General features: G+C 46.5%; 14 protein-coding genes. 12 read left to right on the forward strand and 2 right to left on the reverse strand.

The features are described from left to right. The first annotated feature begins 24 nt into the window (after nucleotides 1–24). The 11 genes from MKX60_RS05630 to MKX60_RS05680 all read left to right on the forward strand — a co-directional run bounded on the left by MKX60_RS05630 (nucleotide 25) and on the right by MKX60_RS05680 (nucleotide 13505). Nucleotides 25–372, forward strand: coding sequence for a phasin family protein (locus MKX60_RS05630; protein WP_042131416.1), 348 nt, complete (start codon nucleotides 25–27; stop codon nucleotides 370–372). Further along, nucleotides 373–2040 carry an ABC1 kinase family protein gene (locus MKX60_RS05635; protein ID WP_341059262.1) on the forward strand — a complete coding sequence of 556 codons (1668 nt, stop codon included), beginning with the start codon at nucleotides 373–375 and terminating at the stop codon, nucleotides 2038–2040. A gap of 393 nt (nucleotides 2041–2433) precedes the next feature. Continuing rightward, the gene (locus tag MKX60_RS05640; protein ID WP_339799224.1) at nucleotides 2434–4239 is read left to right on the forward strand and encodes a DEAD/DEAH box helicase; all 1806 of its coding nucleotides are present in this window, start codon (nucleotides 2434–2436) and stop codon (nucleotides 4237–4239) included. A gap of 201 nt (nucleotides 4240–4440) precedes the next feature. Further along, nucleotides 4441–5304, forward strand: coding sequence for a M15 family metallopeptidase (locus MKX60_RS05645; protein WP_341059263.1), 864 nt, complete (start codon nucleotides 4441–4443; stop codon nucleotides 5302–5304). 148 nt (nucleotides 5305–5452) lie between these two features. Continuing rightward, on the forward strand, nucleotides 5453–5929 hold the full coding sequence (locus MKX60_RS05650; protein ID WP_341059264.1) for a glutathione peroxidase: 477 nt from the start codon (nucleotides 5453–5455) through the stop codon (nucleotides 5927–5929). Nucleotides 5930–6179: 250 nt separating this feature from the next. After that, entirely contained in the window at nucleotides 6180–7814 is a 1635-nt protein-coding gene (locus MKX60_RS05655) for a formate--tetrahydrofolate ligase (RefSeq protein ID WP_339267650.1), read from the forward strand. A gap of 336 nt (nucleotides 7815–8150) precedes the next feature. Next, nucleotides 8151–9515 (forward strand): FAD-dependent oxidoreductase, encoded by a 1365-nt coding sequence (locus MKX60_RS05660; RefSeq protein ID WP_341059265.1) that lies wholly within the window; start codon nucleotides 8151–8153, stop codon nucleotides 9513–9515. Nucleotides 9516–9790: 275 nt separating this feature from the next. Next, nucleotides 9791–10618: a formate/nitrite transporter family protein gene (locus MKX60_RS05665; protein ID WP_042192534.1), complete on the forward strand. Its 828-nt coding sequence runs from the start codon at nucleotides 9791–9793 to the stop codon at nucleotides 10616–10618. A gap of 433 nt (nucleotides 10619–11051) precedes the next feature. After that, nucleotides 11052–12272, forward strand: a complete 1221-nt coding sequence (locus MKX60_RS05670; protein ID WP_076118992.1) for an MFS transporter — start codon at nucleotides 11052–11054, stop codon at nucleotides 12270–12272. Between the two features lie 77 nt (nucleotides 12273–12349). Continuing rightward, complete coding sequence (locus tag MKX60_RS05675; RefSeq protein WP_076285631.1) at nucleotides 12350–12880, forward strand: GNAT family N-acetyltransferase; 531 nt, start codon at nucleotides 12350–12352, stop codon at nucleotides 12878–12880. Then, entirely contained in the window at nucleotides 12861–13505 is a 645-nt protein-coding gene (locus MKX60_RS05680) for an MOSC domain-containing protein (RefSeq protein ID WP_341059266.1), read from the forward strand. The genes MKX60_RS05675 and MKX60_RS05680 overlap by 20 nt, the downstream gene beginning before the upstream one ends. 87 nt (nucleotides 13506–13592) lie before the next feature. Here MKX60_RS05680 and MKX60_RS05685 read toward each other — a convergent pair whose 3' ends face one another. Beyond that, the gene (locus MKX60_RS05685; protein WP_076285633.1) at nucleotides 13593–14141 is read right to left on the reverse strand and encodes a GNAT family N-acetyltransferase; all 549 of its coding nucleotides are present in this window, start codon (nucleotides 14139–14141) and stop codon (nucleotides 13593–13595) included. A 230-nt stretch (nucleotides 14142–14371) separates the two neighbouring features. Between MKX60_RS05685 and MKX60_RS05690 the strand changes: the two genes are divergently transcribed. Then, nucleotides 14372–16078 carry a glutamine--tRNA ligase/YqeY domain fusion protein gene (locus tag MKX60_RS05690; RefSeq protein WP_341059267.1) on the forward strand — a complete coding sequence of 569 codons (1707 nt, stop codon included), beginning with the start codon at nucleotides 14372–14374 and terminating at the stop codon, nucleotides 16076–16078. Between the two features lie 80 nt (nucleotides 16079–16158). Here MKX60_RS05690 and MKX60_RS05695 read toward each other — a convergent pair whose 3' ends face one another. Beyond that, on the reverse strand, nucleotides 16159–17391 hold the full coding sequence (locus MKX60_RS05695; RefSeq protein WP_405175197.1) for an MFS transporter: 1233 nt from the start codon (nucleotides 17389–17391) through the stop codon (nucleotides 16159–16161). Between the last annotated feature and the right edge of the window lie 279 nt (nucleotides 17392–17670).

Consider the following 17670-nt stretch of genomic DNA (forward strand, 5'->3'; position numbering starts at 1 on the left):
ACGGAATCTTTGGGAGGAAGTACTATGAGTGATTTGTTTAAAAAAGCGATCTCTTTAGGAGTGGGCCTCACCATTGTTAGTAAGGAAAAAGTAGAAAAGGTTGTTGAGGAACTAGTGAAGCGTGGGGAGCTTGCTCCTTCGGAGTCTAAGGCCCTTGTTGACCGTCTGATTGAACGCGGTGAGGAAGAGCGAGGTATGCTCAAGTCTGTTGTACAAGAACAAGTACAACGCGTGTTGAAGGAAATGAAGGTTCCTGTACAAAGTGATATTGACGAGCTGGAAGGCCGAATTGCTGTGTTGGAGCGTCGATTGGCCGAGCTGGAGGGCATTTCCCATCTAGAAGGAACATCGGCGGAAACGCGTACGGACTAAATGGCAGTACGTATCAGACATGCCGGACGATACCGGTCCATTGCCATGGCGCTTATGCACCATGGTTTTGGCTATATGGTGGAGGAGCTGGGGCTCTATCATTTATTATCCCTTCCACGCCGTCTTGTAACGCAAGAAGCTCATACAAGCCTTACGCTCGGGGAGCGGATTCGGCTCGTATTGGAGGATTTGGGCCCAACCTTTATAAAGCTTGGACAACTCGCCAGTACACGTTCGGATCTGCTGCCTGATTCTATTATTCAAGAATTGGTAAAACTACAGGATAATGTGCCCCCGTTCCCTGTGGAGCGCGTGCGCACGATTGTGGAGCATGAACTCGATCAACGGATGGAGGAAATCTTTAATTCCTTTGAGGATACTCCTCTTGCGGCTGCGTCGATCGGTCAAGTGCATAGAGCTGTTCTTCACAGTGGGCAGGTCGTGGCTGTTAAAGTTCAGCGCCCTGGCATACTGCGAACGATGAGTAGGGATTTGGAAATTCTCAAAGATCTGAGCGCCCTTGCTGAGAAGCAGCTAGGCTGGGCGAGGCAATATCAGTTGTCCCGTATGGTAGAGGAATTCTCGAAATCTCTGCTTGGTGAGCTGGATTACGGCCAAGAAGGACGCAATGCAGAGAAAATTGCTCAACAGATGGATTATGACGGAGTATACATCCCGGATATTTATTGGGACTATACGTCAGCACGAGTGCTGACGATGGAATATGTGGTAGGGATAACGCTAAGTCGTCGCGATGAACTACTGAGTAGCGGCGTTAAGCTTAAGGTTATTGCTCAGCAGCTCGTGGAAATGATGCTAAGACAAATTTTCATTCATGGCTTTTTTCATGCAGATCCGCATCCAGGGAATGTTATGAGAATGGCTGATGGGAAGCTGGCTTTGATTGATTTTGGTATGATGGGGCGGCTGAACGAAGAGATGAAAGAGCAGTTGTCTGCGCTTGTCATCGCACTAATGCGCAAGAATACGGATGCGATGGTCCGGGCAATTTTGCGTCTCGGCGTCATCCCTGAGGATGCTGATCGAGCGGCGTTGCATAATGATATGGATCGACTTCGCGAAGAGTATTATGATGTTCCGTTCAGTAAGATGAGCATAGGTAAAGCGCTAAATGATCTGTTTGGCATTGCTCGCAAGCATCGATTAGTCCTTCCCCCGGATCTAACGATGCTTGGTAAGACGATGCTGACGCTTGAGGGCGTCATTAGCAACTTGGATCCAACGATTAGCATTTTAGAGATGGCAGAGCCTTTTGGACGGGAACTTGTGAAGCAGCGATTTAGTGGCCCCCGATTGCAGCGCAAGTTCCTTGGAGGCGTAGCCGATTTAACGGAGAGTCTTCTAGAGCTTCCTGGGCAGGCAAGGCAGTTATCCGCGCTAATTAGTAAGGGAAAGCTAAAGGTAGAGATTGTGGCACCTGAGCTGGAGCATTTGGAGCGAAAGCTGGACCGGGTTGGGAACCGCTTAGCGTTTAGTATTGTGATGCTTGCGTTCAGCATTATCATGGTTGGACTCATTATTGGAACTGCGATGCGCGGTCAGCCTTCAGTGTTATGGAATTTCCCTACAGTGGAGATTGGCGGCGTAGTAGCGCTTCTGATGTTCTTATGGTTGATCTTTGCGATTTTTAAATCGGGAAGGTTCTAACCTACAACTACAGGATAGAATAATTATTATTCTGCAGTTTCACACAAATGCCGTTCTATCAAGTACAATATAAAAGATAACTTTCTAAGCTTAACTTTACTTCTATTGTATAAAGTGGAATGGAACGCAAATGGAGTGCCGTCTAAACGTCCGGTGGATCGCTGCTGCCCAGAAACCGAACTTTGACCGCACTCTTTTAACGGGTCAAGGGATACATGGGACGGAAGAATGCCGGTGACGGGTTCTTCCGCTTTTGTTTGAATATAGCTGAATCGGAAGCATACGCCCCCAAAAGGACAGTCGGGTAGGGGCTGCCTGAATAGGGCTTTGGAAGACGGAAGTTAAGTAAGAGATGTAATCAAATTTAACTGAGAAAATAGTGAGGTGGAGAATTTGCCGGGATTTAAAGAATTAGGTGTTTCAGAATTACTGTGTACATTGCTTCAAGGTCAAGGCATCGTTAAGCCTACACCAGTGCAACAGGAAGCAATACCGCCATTGGTGCAGGGTCTGGATGTAATTGCAAGAGCGAAGACAGGTACAGGGAAGACATTAGCTTTCTTGCTGCCAATTATGGACAAGATCCACACGGAGCGAGCTTATCCGCAGGCGCTAATTATGGCCCCAACACGTGAGTTGGCTTTGCAGATTACAGAAGAGGCACGTAAGCTGGCGCGTCATACGGATATTAAAATCTTGGCTGTTTATGGTGGTCAGGATGTTGAGAAGCAGCTGCGTAAGCTCGAAGGTGGCAGACATCTTATTATCGGTACACCGGGCAGACTGCTAGATCATATGCGCCGGGAGACGCTCGATCTTAGTGGCGTTAAGATGCTCGTTCTGGACGAAGCGGATCAAATGCTGCATATGGGATTCTTGGAGGATGTAGAGACCATTATTACGGCTGTTCCTTATCGCCGTCAAACGATGTTGTTCTCTGCGACGATGCCAGATCCGATTAAACGTCTCGCAGCTAATTACATGAAAGAGCCTCTGGATATCATTATTAAGAGTGGTTCTCCGATTCCGCTGGATAATATCAAACAGCAAGTCGTGGAAGTCTCGGATCGTAATAAAGAAGAGGCACTCAAAACATTGATTGAACGGGATCGTCCTTACTTGGCTATTATTTTCTGCCGGACCAAACGTCGGGTGTCTAAGCTGAACGAAGCACTTCAAGCAGCAGGTTATGATTGTGATGAGCTGCACGGTGATTTGTCTCAAGGTAAACGCGAAGGTGTAATGAAGAGATTCCGTGATGCGAAGCTGCAGCTTCTTGTAGCCACAGATGTAGCGGCTCGGGGGCTGGATGTCGAAGGTATCACTCATATCTTTAACTACGATATGCCACTTGATGTGGATAGCTATATTCACCGGATCGGCCGGACAGGCCGTGCTGGAGGCAAAGGGCTTGCAATTACGTTCACTTCTCCACGTGAGCAAGATGGACTAGACTTGATCGAGCACGGCATTTCGCAGCGCCTGGATCGCCGCCGTTACGACAAGGATGAATTCGGCGTTGGCGAATTCGTTGCAGTACAAGGCGGCGGACGCCACGGCGGTCGTCAAAGCGGCGGCGCTGAGGCAGCGCGCACGGGCCGCGGACCGAAGACCGGCGGTTCTGGCCGCGGCGGTGCTCCGCGCGGCGAAGGCGGAGCGCGGCAAGGTGGCCGCGGCCGCGGTAAGGAAGCAGGCGGCTGGGGCGCGCCTGCAGAAGGTCGCCGCGGCGGTCGTTCTGATGCGGCGGCTGGCAAGCGCGGTGGCAGCGGCTTTGACGCTGCTGCACCTAAGGGCGGCGGCAAGGCTGCCGGCGTAGTACGAGTAGGCGGCGGCTATGGCGCCTTCGCCTCCAGAGGCGATGCGCCAGCTAGCGGCAACGCAGCAGCGCCTAGCAGCACCGGTTCGCGCGGTGCGAACCGGAAGGGCGGCCCAAGCACTGGCTACAGCGAGAACGTAGCCAGAGGTGCAGACGGCGGCGCTTACGTTGGCGGCACACCACGAGGCGGCTTAGGCAGCGGCTACGGTACGGGCCCGTCTAGAGGCGGCGGCAAAGGTGGTAAAGGTAGCAAAGGCGGCTATAGCGGTGCCAAGGGTGGCGCTGGTAAAGGCGGCCGCAACAGCGGAAATACGGGTTCCTCACGGGGTGGACGCGGAAGCTCCGGCGGCTTTAAAAGCGGCGGCAGAGGCACATCCAGATAATGTGAGTGGAATTTCATAACTAGAACTTGTTACCATAGGGAAGTTAGCGGACAAGCTAACTCCCTATGGTAACTTTATTTTGTAGGCACAATTATCCGAGCGATATTTGTCTAAAAAAGGATCTTAGTGTAACATTTTTGAAGGAAAGCTTGTCTAATAGATAAATAGAGTGTTTCGACTTCGAGGAGGAAGATCTTGCAGATGTCTAAAAAATTAAAAATAATAATCTTGTTAATTGTCGTTATTGCTGTTGGGTGGGGGATTGGGAAGTATACGACGCCTTCTCCTTCTGCTTCAGATAGTAGCGGTTCCAATATAAATGTGCAGGATGATCTTCAAGCTGAGCCTGGTGAAGATGGAAATAGCACCGAAGAGGGCATAACAGACCCAGTGGTAGCTAACCCATCTAATACAACGGATCCCTCTGATCCGTCCGAACCGGATAGTAACGGCAAGGGAAATAGAACTGATGATTCTTTTAAAGAGCCTGACAGCATAGCTGTGATGGTGAATAAGGAGTATGGACTGCCGGAGAACTATAAGCCAACGGATCTAGTCTACCCGGAAGTGCGTTTTACATTTAAAGAGAAAATCGAGAAGCGTATGATGCGTAAGGAAGCTGCCGAAGCATTAGAGAAACTGTTCGCAGGCGCAGAGGAAGACGGGATTTACTTGGCTGGCGTTTCGGCCTACCGTTCTAAGGAAACCCAAACAAGGCTGTTCAATCGTTATGTTGAGAAAGACGGAGAAGAACTGGCTCGTACTTACAGTGCCGTGCCTGGCTATAGCGAGCATCAGACAGGGCTTGCTATCGATGTCTCAGGAAGTGACGGGAAATGTGCTGCGGAGAGCTGTTTTGGTGGAACGAAGGAAGCGGAGTGGCTAGCGCAGCATGCAACCGAATATGGTTATATCATCCGCTTTCCAGAAGGAAAGCAGGACATTACAGGATATAAGTACGAGCCGTGGCATATCCGTTATGTGGGCAAGGATATAGCTACTTATATTGCGGATAAAGGGATTACGCTGGAAGAATATTATGATGTCGTACCCGTATCCAAATAACAGAGTGATAGAGAGCAGTCCTAAGAAATACATAGGGCTGCTTTTTTTTATCTTAGTGTTTACAGAAAGTGTCGATAAGTTGCAATCTGTTATAATTCGGGTAAGATACGTAGTGTAGTCTAAGTACATGGAAGGAAGGGGAATTAGGATGTCGATCTACAATTTTTCCGGCGTTACGCCTTCGGGTAAAGAAGTGTCATTTACAGAGTATGAAGGTAAGGTAGTGCTGATTGCCAATACGGCTAGTAAATGCGGACTTACACCGCAGTATGGGGATCTCCAGAAGCTATACGAGCAGTATAGCGATCAGGGACTTGTAGTATTAGGATTCCCCTGCAACCAATTTGCGGGTCAGGAGCCGGGTACAAGTGAAGAGGCAGAAGAATTCTGTCAGATTAATTATGGCGTTACCTTTCCTGTGTTTGCCAAAGTGGATGTGAATGGACCGGATGCCAGCCCTCTTTTCAATTATTTAAAAGAGCAACAGCCGGGTACTGGCGACAGCAGTGATATCAGCTGGAATTTCACGAAGTTTCTTATTGATCGTGGCGGTAATGTAGTAGTTCGTGTGGAGCCAAAGGAATCGCCAGAAACGATGTCAGAACAGATTGAGTCCTTACTGTAGATCATTTAGGGACTGATGAATTGTTATTTTACAAGTATCCTTTCGACCTCGGTCTTTGGCCGAGCCTCGACGGGATTTTCTTTTTTTACATAGGAATATAGAATAGGCGCTTTAAATTTTGTTGTGATAAATTATACTTGACGCTTTACAGAGACCATGTATTCTTTGAAGAGAATGTAATGCCCATGCAAAATATGCATAAAGCGTGGAATACAGCAGGATAATAACGGCAGGAGGGTTCAATACAAGCATGAAGTTAATTACAGAGGTAGCAGCACAAGCGGGAATTGGCGAAGAGCATCTGGAACTATACGGCAAATATAAAAGTAAACTTTCACCGTCCTTATGGGAAGACATGAAGAACAAACCAGATGGCAAGCTGGTATTGGTCACTGCGGTGAATCCAACCCCTGCTGGCGAAGGGAAGACCTTAACAACCATTGGGCTGGCACAGGCACTGAACGCAGCAGGAGTAAAGACCGTGGCTGCCTTGCGCGAACCGTCCCTCGGACCATGCTTAGGCATGAAAGGCGGTGCCACGGGCGGCGGCAAGTCACAGATCATTCCGGCAGATGAGATTAATTTGCACTTTACGGGTGATATTCATGCGGTGACTTCTGCACATAATTTATTGTCTGCGATGATTGATAATCATATCTTCCAAGGTAATGAGCTGGGTCTTGATCCGCAGCGTATCGTTTGGAAACGCGTGATGGATATGAATGATCGCAGTCTGCGGAATATTGTGACAGGGCTCGGAGATGGAAATGGAGCCGTGCGGGAAAGTGGATTTCAGATTACAACAGCTTCTGAGATTATGGCTGTATTATGCCTATGCGATAATCTGAGTGATCTTAAAAAGCGTCTGAACCGTATTTTGATTGGGTATGACCAAGAGGGACAGCCTGTAACGGCCGAGCAAATAGGGGCAGTTGAAGCGATGACAGCGCTGCTGAAGGAAGCAGTTAAGCCTAATCTGGTGCAGACCTTGGAGGGCACTCCTGTTATTGTACACGGTGGTCCATTTGCGAATATCGCCCATGGCTGCAGTAGTGTTATCGGTACTCGTTATGCACTCAAGCTGGGAGACGTTGTGGTTACAGAAGCAGGCTTCGGAGCGGATCTTGGTGCAGAGAAATTCATGGATATCAAATGCCGGCAAGCGGGTCTAACCCCTTCAGCGGCAGTGCTTGTCGTGACGGTGAAATCCTTGAAATATAACGGTGGTGTACCTAAGAATGAGCTCCAAACTGAGAACCGGACGGCGCTGCGCTCTGGATTGTCTAATTTGGAGCGTCATGTAGAGAATCTCGGCAAATTTGGGGTGCCTGTTCTTGTTGCCATTAATCATTTTGAAGGCGATAGCCCAGAAGAGATTAATGACGTTGTGGAGGCTTGTCGCCGATTGAACGTTCCTGCGGCAATATCCAAGGTATGGGCAGAAGGTAGTGCGGGCGGACAAGAGTTGGCTTCGGAATTAAAGAAACTTCTGGATCATAGCGACACTGAACGTTTTGCTCCTTTGTATGAAAATGAACTCGACATCTCTTCCAAAATCACCAAGATTGTTCGCGAAATTTACCGTGGTGCGGAGGTTAACTTTTCCCCTGCGGCCAAACGCAGCCTAGCGGTGATTGAGCGTCTTGGGTTAAATAATCTTCAAGTATGTATGGCGAAGACTCCTTATTCCTTCTCAGATCAGCCTAGATTGCTTGGCGCTCCAGAAGGTTTCACGGTAGGTATCCGTGATATTACCCTTTCGCTCGGTGCAGGGTTTGCTGTAGTGATTACGGGCAATATCGTTACGATGCCAGGTCTACCGGCTAAGCCAGCTGCTGAGGCACTATGGATGGATGAGGATGGCGTGATTCACGGTTTGGTGTAGATACAGTTTATGATCAGGCTTTTCCCTGTTGGTTTAGGGGGAAGCCTTTTTTGCGCGTTATAAGAAAGTATATCCTGAGTGGGCAGAACATAATGTCCTACGCCCATGGCAAAGCTAACGAGGTCGCAATCGGCAGCAGTGACGGAAAATGCTTAAAATTGTGAACAATCTGAGAATATAGGCGAAAAGACTTGTAATGTGATAAATATCACAATATAATCAGTTTATAAAGTGAAATAAATCACAATTAACTCATCGGTGATCAGAGATCTAATTTGGTCAGTCAAGCAATTCGAATATATAACCAGGTTGTCCATTTGAAGGAGGAAGAAAATAATGAAAGTAGCTGTCATTGGATGTACCCATGCCGGAACTGCCGCAATTGTAAATACTGCCAAGCTTCACCCGGAAGCCGAGATTACGGTTTATGAGCGTAATGATAATATTTCTTTCTTATCTTGTGGAATTGCTTTATACGTAGGTGGAGTGGTCAAGGACCCACACGGGCTGTTCTATTCTTCCCCTGAGAAGCTTGCTGAGCTTGGTGTAAAGACCAACATGCGTCATGAAGTGACCGTTGTGGATACGAAGTCCAAAACATTGCGTGTTCGCAATTTGATAACCGGACAGGAGTTTGACGATACCTACGATAAGCTGATTATGACTACGGGATCATGGCCGATTGTACCGAAGCTCGAAGGGATTGAGCTGGAAGGCGTCTTGCTTTGTAAGAACTATGATCATTCCAATACCATTATAGAAAAAGCTAAACAAGCGAATAAAATCACAGTCGTAGGCGCTGGATATATCGGCGTTGAGTTGGTGGAAGCCTTCCAAATGAACGGAAAGCAAGTTACGCTGATTGATGGCGAAGATCGTATTTTGAATAAATATTTGGACCCAGAGTTTACTGCGCCGATCGAACAATCCTTTAAGGATCATGGTATTAAATTAGCGCTGAATGAGAAGGTAAGTTCTTTTGCTGGTGAAGGTGGTAAAGTTACCAAGGTTATCACAAGCGAAGGGGAGCATGAGGCGGATCTTGTAATTCTCTGCATCGGCTTCCGTCCGAATACTGAGCTGTTAAAAGGTCAAGTGGATATGCTGCCTAATGGCGCAATTCTGGTTAATGATTATATGCAGACTAGTTGCCCGGATGTGTATGCCGCTGGTGACAGCTGCGCGATTCATTACAACCCTACAGGTAAGCACGCTTATATTCCACTGGCAACCAATGCCGTACGGATGGGCACTTTGGTCGCACGTAACTTAGTGAAAGAGACGATTCCTTATATGGGTACTCAAGGGACTTCGGGCATTAAGATTTATGAAGATAATATCGCTGCTACCGGTCTTACTGAAGAAGGGGCTAAGGCTGAAGGAATGGACGTAGAAACTACCATGATTATTGACAACTACCGTCCAGAATTTATGCCAACCTTCGAGCAGGTGCAATTAAAAGTGGTATTTGATCGCGCCACACGCCGCATTCTCGGAGCGCAAATCTTGTCCAAGACGGATTTGACGCAATCGATCAACACAGTATCTGTATGTATTCAAAATAAAATGACAATCGATCAGCTTGCCTTTATCGATTTCTTCTTCCAACCTCATTACAACAAGCCTTGGAACTTCCTGAATACAGTAGGCCTCGAATCGCTACCGGCATCAGTACCAAGCAAAGAGGCAGTAACCGTATAATTTAATTGCATGTGAACAATAAAGTTGGGTAAACCGGAGCCATATATGGCTCCGGTTTTTTGTGATTGATGCTGGTACTATTTACCTTTAAAATAATAGGGAGCCTATTCTTACAATTGTAATTATGGATGCGCTTCGTTAAATTTGACATGTCAGTGAAAAGTTTCACTTAGTTTTTCATTAAGTGATAATTATCACGTTAATGTGTTTTATGACACGCTACAATGGTCGTAAAGGAACAAATTTTAAGTAAATAGATGAAGGGGATAGGAATCATGGCTTATAATAAACCGCAGCAGATTGCCGCAGTCACGGTCGAGAACGGCATAAAAAAGGCGCACAATCCTTTAAGCACCGTACTAATTCTGGGCTTTTTGGGAGGAGCGTTTATCGCGCTCGGATTTTTACTGGATATTCGCGTCATTGCTGGCGCACCACATGAATGGGGATCCATCGCTAACTTTATTGGGGCAGCTGTCTTCCCTGTTGGATTGATTCTAGTACTGCTTGCAGGGGGAGAACTGCTGACAGGCAATATGATGGCTGTGCCACTTGCTTTTATGGCGAAGAAGATATCCTTCTGGGAAGTGGTTAAGAATCTCGTATTGATTACCCTGAGCAATCTAGCGGGAGCTTTGTTTGTAGCTTACTTTTTCGGTCACGTGGTTGGTTTAACCTCTGACGGTGTGTATTTGGAAAAATTAGTGGAGATGGCAGGACATAAGCTTGAGGCAGACTTCTTGCCGGCATTTGTTTCCGGTATCGGTTGTAACTGGCTTGTAGCTTTGGCGGTATGGCTCTCCTATGGAGCAGATAACTTCAGTGGCAAAATCCTCGGTATCTGGTTCCCAACGATGGCTTTTGTAGCTATCGGCTTCCAGCACGTTGTAGCCAACATGTTCTTAATTCCGGCAGCTATTTTTGAAGGTTATTTTTCATGGGGAGAGTACTTCAACAATTTTGTTCCGGTATGGCTAGGAAACTTGACGGGCGGTGCGATCTTTGTTGCGGCAGCTTATTGGATGGCTTACCTGCGCAAAGAGCCTGCATCTATTCAGTCCGTGGACAGCATGTCCGGCAGCGGTGTAAAAAAACACGCCTAAACCTATCTTATAGAGCACTCCTTAGAATAGTTGAGGGGTGCTTTTTGCTGTATAGACAAATAAAATCCGCCGTGATGTATCCGAGCTCGGGGGAACGAATTCGGATGCACAGCGAATTTTAAAAGGGGGAGTGTTTCTAGGCTCTATTACCCCGACTTTGTAATAACGAAACACTTCATTATTGTTTAGTCTACTTTACGGACGACAGCGGCAACTATAAAATATAAATAGATAATAGAAATAGGGAGGAATGCGGACGTGAAAGGTGCTACTTTTTTCTCAGCTACGGCAGAAGTTAGTCCTAAATAAGAGGTAAAGTATACTGAGACTTTATCACGATAGCACGTCAATGCGTCCGCTTGCCCTGAACCCTGTTTTGGGATAATACTGGATGGAATAATGACACATATATTACAGGGGATGTACACTACTTATGAAGTTTTTACAGAATTATCCTAAAGAAGTTAAGATATTTTTAATTGCTAGTCTTATTAATGCAACGGGTAGTGCACTGATGTGGCCATTGGTTACAATGTATGTTTTTGATGAGCTTGGACGCAGCATGTCGGATGCTGGATTAGTGATTCTTATTCAATCAGTTGGAGGAATTGTGGGTCAACTACTCGGGGGCTCACTCTATCATAAGGTAGGCGTTAACCGGCTGATTGTTGGAGCGCTGGGCATGAATGCACTTGCTCTGTTCACTTTGCCGGCAGCAAGTAACAACTGGACGTTATTTATGGTCGCGATGGGACTGGTAGGGCTCTTTAATTCACTGTCCTTACCTGCGATTCAGGCATTTATCGGCTTTCGTTTTACGAAGCAGCGCGGAGAGCTGTTTAATGTTATTTATGTCGCTAATAATATTGGTGTAGCACTGGGTACGGCGTTAAGTGGTTTTTTGGCCGATATTTCTTATATGCTCAGCTTTGTGATGAACGGCGTAACTTCAGCGGTATTTGCGGTATTCTTTTTTGTATATCTCAAGAAAGTCGGAGGAGATTCTTCACAGGAGGTCGCAGAACACCAGAAGGCTGGTCCTGACAAACAATCTACCTGGAAGCTAATGGGGCATACACGAATTTATCTTTATATGGGTATTGCCTCGATGTTCCTACTATTAGGGAACTCTATCTGGAATACAGGGGTATCTCCGTTCATTATTTCTGAGGGCTGGCCTAAGAAGACTTATGGTTTTCTCTGGACGCTTAACGGAATTCTCATTTTTGCAGCTCAGCCGCTCGTAACAGTAATTAAACGCTGGTTCGCATCTACCTCAACGGCGCAAATGACAGTAAGTGCTCTATTTTATTTGGGTGGGTATGCCGTTCTTTTATGGATGCCGACTTATTCAGGTCTAGTGCTTGGGATGGTACTCGCTACGCTTGGGGAAATGCTGATATCTCCGGCCATGCCTTCCTTTATTTCGGATCATGCAGGTCGCAGTGCTCCTTTCTATTTAGGGCTAAGTGGAGGCATGGGGGCAGTCGGTAGGGTGATTGGACCATACTTAATGGGTAGGTTATACGATAGTGGAGGCTTAGCGCCTACCGCATGGTTGGCATGTGCGATGGCACTGCTGTCCGTAGGATTCTTTATCGTTCATGCGTATATCAACCGCCGAGGAAATTCATTGGAGCGGTCAATAGGATAGATGAGAGTTGAGCATAGTGGATTCAAATGATCTACTGTGAATTCTATAGAGGTGCAAGGCAAGGGGTGTACATCTTTATGAAACTTAGCAACAGGGATAGGTTTATAATAAGGTTCTCAGAGATTAAAGACGTGCGGGAACTGATTCATCTGGATCATATGATCTGGACGGAGAACACTAGCCCGGGGCCATTAATGTGGCGTTCCCAAGAGGATTATCTACTGAATGCTCCCCCGGGTTCGCAGCTAGTAGCACTAAAGGATGACAAGCTATGCGGATATGTTGGGTTTGGCTGCCCTAGTCGAATGGAGAGTAACAGGCATGTGTGCGAGGTCAATATTGCTGTTCATCCGGATTATCAACGTTTAGGTATTGGCCGGCAGCTCATAGAGGCTATTAAGGAACATGCCGCAGATAACGCCATTCGTAAGCTGCGTCTACGCGTATTATCCTGTAATGAATCAGCGCTTTCTTTTTATCGTAAATGCGGGTTTGTGGAAGAGGGACGTCTGCGGGAGGAGTTTTATCTTGGCGGTCGATATGTGGATGAAATATTTATGTGCTGCATGCTGACAGGAGGAGAAGGATATGGAGATCATCTCACTTAATGTGGGGCGGCCAGTAACAGTGGATTATCGGGGAAAACCTTTGGAGACTGGGATTTATAAAATGCCTGTCGAAGGATCAGTTCAGCTAAATACCAATGGTTTTATCGGAGATGGTCAGGCGGATCTGAAACATCACGGGGGCCCTGATAAGGCAGTTTGTGCCTACCCCATCGAGCATTATCCCTACTGGGAGCAGCAGCTTGGGAAGAAACTGGAATACTCTGCCTTCGGAGAAAATATAACAACTGCCGGCTTATTAGAGACAGATGTGTGTATTGGCGATGTGTACGAAATAGGTACCACTGTGCTGCAGGTCAGCCAGCCACGTTATCCTTGCTTCAAAATCTCACAAAAGCATGGCCCGGCAGATCTCCCGGCTCAAGTGCTGGACACTAGATATAGTGGATTTTACTTGCGTGTGCTTCGTGAAGGAAAGATCTCAACCGGAGATGCGATTGTCAAAAAAGAAAGTGGAGCTGGCGGTGCGTCCGTGGCGCATGTACTACATTTAATGCAAGTAGGGCTGCAAGAGGAAGCTGCACTGGCAGCTCTTGCGGAGCTAGGAACTCTCTCCGCCGTAGTCCGGAACAAGTTTCGAAAACAGCTGGGTCTGCTGGAGAGTTAAACACTATCTACAAACCAAAATAAGCCTGGAGGCGTGTGCCTTCCAGGTTTATTTCTATTTATGAGCGTGTTGTTTGCTTAGCCTAACTTAGCCGAGCAGCTGCCATTCACTACGCAATAAACCGTATACGGCATGGTTGACGTAGCCGTCAGGCAGTTTCTCTGACTGTCTAATCACACCCTCAAGGACAAAACCAAGCCGTTCCGGGATCGCCCGGCTGGAAACATTTCCGGTCGCGCAGCGAATTTCTACACGCTGCAGCTCCATTTCCAGTAGTGCATAGTCTACTAGAACCCGACAGGCACTGGTCATATACCCTTTACCTTCATATCCTTCACCCAGCCAGTAGCCGATCCCAACAGATCGGTTATGCCAGTCAATCTGGTGATACCCAATAACACCGGCGAGCTCACCGCGAACCCATAGTCCAGCGGTAAAAGCACCATTGTCAGTGCTTTGTTTAACCGCATTTTTGATGAAATTTAGAGTGTGGGCCTGTTCCGTAACGGCATCCACCCAAGGGAGCCATTGTCGTAGTCGTTCCCGTGAGTGCTCTACTAACGCGAACATGTGCCGAGCGTGCTCTGGCATTAGCGGCTTTAACATCAGCTCTTCATCGATGACATAATTAAACAAGCGGTTGCCTCCTTTTTGGCACAAGGCCTTATGTATGATTATGGATTATTTCTTATGATTATCATGCTACTCTATCGCCCTGACAGAAGTCAAAAGGTCTAAAGACACTAAAAAATGATCCGTGCCTTGTGCCCCCTTTTATTGAACAATCTACGGTTAACGGGTATATTAGTAGGAAACATGTTTATACAAGAAGTAGTGTAACACTACAGAATGAAAGGTTGATAGCTGTGGAGAACCGTAGCACCCCCTCCAATTTTATTAAGAATGTTATTACCGAAGACCTCCGTACCGGTAAAGTAAAAGAAGTTATCACACGCTTTCCGCCGGAGCCGAACGGTTATTTACATATCGGACATGCCAAGGCGATCTGGATTAACTTTACACTGGCGGACGAGTTCGGTGGCAAAACTAACCTAAGATTTGACGACACGAATCCGGCTAAAGAGGATACGGAATATGTAAACTCGATTCAGGAAGATGTAAAGTGGCTCGGTTATGAATGGGAAGAGCTGCGTTTTGCATCTGATTATTTTGAGGAAATGTACAAACGTGCCGAATTATTAATTACAAAGGGCAAAGCCTATGTCGATGACCTCAATGCGGATGAAATTCGTCAATTGCGTGGAACGCTGACGGAACCAGGAAAGAACAGTCCGCATCGTGATCGTAGTATCGAAGAAAATTTGGATCTGTTCCGGCGTATGCGTGCAGGCGAATTCAAGGACGGTGAGAAGGTTCTTCGCGCCAAAATTGACATGGCGTCACCGAACATTAACCTGCGTGATCCTGTAATTTATCGGATTACACATGCACATCACCATAACACAGGCGATAAATGGTGTATCTACCCAATGTATACCTTCGCTCATCCGTTAGAAGATGCTATTGAGGGGATTACTCACTCCCTTTGCTCGCTCGAATTTGAAGATCAACGTCCATTCTACGATTGGGTTGTAGCTGAATGTGAGATGCCAGCTGTCCCTCATCAATATGAATTTGGTCGTCTGAATCTGGCTCAAACGATGACTAGTAAGCGTAAGCTGAAGCTGCTTGTAGACGAAGGACATGTGGATGGTTGGGATGATCCACGGATGCCTACGATTTCTGGTCTACGCCGTAGAGGATATACGCCGGAAGCAATTCGTAAATTCGTGTATGAAGCAGGGATCTCCAAGAGTCAGGGTCTGGTGGACCTGCAAATGCTGGAGCACTTTATCCGTGAGGATCTTAAGCTAACTGTACCGCGTACTATGGCTGTGTTACGACCGCTTAAGGTTGTTATCACCAATTATCCAGAAGGTCAAACAGAATGGCTTGAAGCGGAGAATAATACAGAGAATGAGGAAATGGGCGTACGTCAAATTCCGTTCTCGCGTGAAATTTATGTTGAGCGTGATGACTTTATGGAGAATCCGCCGAACAAATATTTCCGGTTGTTCCCTGGTAATGAAGTACGTCTGAAGCATGCTTATTTCATCAAATGTAATGAGGTTATTAAGGATGAGAATGGCGAGGTAGTGGAGCTGCATTGTACGTATGATCCAGAAACGAAGAGCGGAAGTGGATTTACAGGCCGCAAGGTAAAAGGTACGTTGCACTGGGTTGAAGCTAGCCAAGCGGTTCCTGCGGAATTCCGTCTATACGAGCCTCTGATTTCTGCTGAAGAAGCGGATGAGGCTGTGGAGGTTGAAGGTTTGGATTCCTCGGTAGAGAAATCGGAGCCTAGCTTCTTAGATCAGCTTAATCCTAAGTCCATAGAAATCCTGCAAGGGTTTGTTGAACCTGCGCTTAAGGATAGCGTGGCTCAGGATAAATTCCAGTTCTTCCGTCATGGCTATTTTAATGTGGATAGCAAATATTCGGCGCCTGGACATCTCGTATTCAATCTTATCGTTTCACTGAAGAGTTCATTTCAGCCTCCTAAACAAGGCTAAACAGATAAATTAATCAAGGTAACAACAAAAAGCAGGCTCAAACGTCCCGAATAGGTACGTTTGAGCCTGCTTTTTGTTGATTATAATGCTTCGATGTCGAAGATCTCTTCATCTTCCTCTGAAGGGGGGCGATACCCTCCACGGCTAACAAAGAGCCACATGAAACCAAAGCCAAGCGTTCCAATAAGCGTCAAAAATACACCCGTCTGATACATGCTTTGTGCACCCAGATACTGATACATCCAACCTCCGAGAATACCTCCAATGAAACCGGATATCCCACTCCAGCTTAGGGTGTAGAGCGCTTGTCCGGAAGAGCGATAAGGCCGTGGAATCAGGAGCATCGTCAATTGGGTACCTACATAGAAAAAGCCGCCGAACGTTATGCAGTGTAAAATTTGAATGAACACCACTTGAAGGGCAGTAGTCGCATCAGCCATAAACCACCAACGCAAAACGAACAAACCACTGACCAATGCAAGCCAGCCGAGCAGAACAGAAATTTTACGTTTCAGGAACCGGTCACAGAGAACGAATACGCCTACCTCCAAAATGGAGGAGAGGAATACGGCAAGACCAATCATTTTTTTAGAGCCGCCCAGATCCGTAATATACAAGGATATAAATGTGGTGTTCATAGTGTTTGGAATGGATACCAGAATACCAAACAATAAAAAGCACAAGAAAAAAGGATTGAAAATCAACTTACTTAAGCCCTTATACGGCATCGGAGCTCTCATAATGGTATGGTTAATTTTAGGCAATACAAGAACGGATAGGATTGATGCACCTAGTAACGCTGTAAGCAGATAGGTCAAGATGGATACATCAGCCCAATCCAGGATAAAGCCGGCGACAATCGCAATCACTGCCCACCCTATTGAACCCCAAAGCCGGAAAGAACGGAAGCGCTGATTAGTTCCGTCAATATAGCTGAGAATCATCGTGTTGCTTTGAGCAAATAGTGGTCCTTGGAAGAAATAGAACAAAATAATGGCGTTGTAGATCGTTTCATATGTATTTGCTCGAAACATAAACTGTGAGAACACTAGCGTTCCGAATAACATTAGCAAAACGATACGCCGTATATTCTGAGAACGGTCTGTTAAGAACGCCCAAAATGGATTTGCAAATATGGATACTAGCGCTCCCATAGAGAATAAGACACCAATCTCTAATTTGTTCATCCCTACATCCAGCAGGTATAGTTGAAAGAAGCTGGTGAAGAGGACCATGGTTCCATATACAAAAAAATTGAACCATTTTAAAGACGTGATAGAAGATGGAATAACGCCTTTTCGCAAATGGTTCACTCCTTTCTCACTAAATATCTTGCATGGAGTAGAGTGGCCAATAGTAGGCCCTTCTATCACTGTAACACGTGTTGAAAAGGGATACAAACACCCTTTTTTACTTTTTTACATTATTTTGGGTTTTATTTATGTTTGAGACGATAAGCGACAAAAAATGCGTGAACGCGTGCGTAGAAGGTACAAACGCTAAGTGTAACGGGCGTTATTTTGGCCTATGACTATTCCCGCAGGATGGGAAATGACAAGGCAGTATTGTCTGATCGGCGCGTTTAACTTCAG

Origin of the sequence: Paenibacillus sp. FSL R5-0914, from assembly GCF_038004525.1 — a bacterium.
In the GTDB taxonomy this organism is placed as follows: domain Bacteria; phylum Bacillota; class Bacilli; order Paenibacillales; family Paenibacillaceae; genus Paenibacillus_AQ.

Bases quoted from the DNA above. Each gene is read 5' to 3' on its own strand.
- MKX60_RS05630 (WP_042131416.1), top strand. From the start codon at position 25: ATGAGTGATTTGTTTAAAAAAGCGATCTCTTTAGGAGTGGGCCTCACC.
- MKX60_RS05635 (WP_341059262.1), top strand. From the start codon at position 373: ATGGCAGTACGTATCAGACATGCCGGACGATACCGGTCCATTGCCATG.
- MKX60_RS05645 (WP_341059263.1), top strand. From the start codon at position 4,441: ATGTCTAAAAAATTAAAAATAATAATCTTGTTAATTGTCGTTATTGCT.
- MKX60_RS05650 (WP_341059264.1), top strand. From the start codon at position 5,453: ATGTCGATCTACAATTTTTCCGGCGTTACGCCTTCGGGTAAAGAAGTG.
- MKX60_RS05655 (WP_339267650.1), top strand. From the start codon at position 6,180: ATGAAGTTAATTACAGAGGTAGCAGCACAAGCGGGAATTGGCGAAGAG.
- MKX60_RS05660 (WP_341059265.1), top strand. From the start codon at position 8,151: ATGAAAGTAGCTGTCATTGGATGTACCCATGCCGGAACTGCCGCAATT.
- MKX60_RS05665 (WP_042192534.1), top strand. From the start codon at position 9,791: ATGGCTTATAATAAACCGCAGCAGATTGCCGCAGTCACGGTCGAGAAC.
- MKX60_RS05670 (WP_076118992.1), top strand. From the start codon at position 11,052: ATGAAGTTTTTACAGAATTATCCTAAAGAAGTTAAGATATTTTTAATT.
- MKX60_RS05675 (WP_076285631.1), top strand. From the start codon at position 12,350: ATGAAACTTAGCAACAGGGATAGGTTTATAATAAGGTTCTCAGAGATT.
- MKX60_RS05680 (WP_341059266.1), top strand. From the start codon at position 12,861: ATGGAGATCATCTCACTTAATGTGGGGCGGCCAGTAACAGTGGATTAT.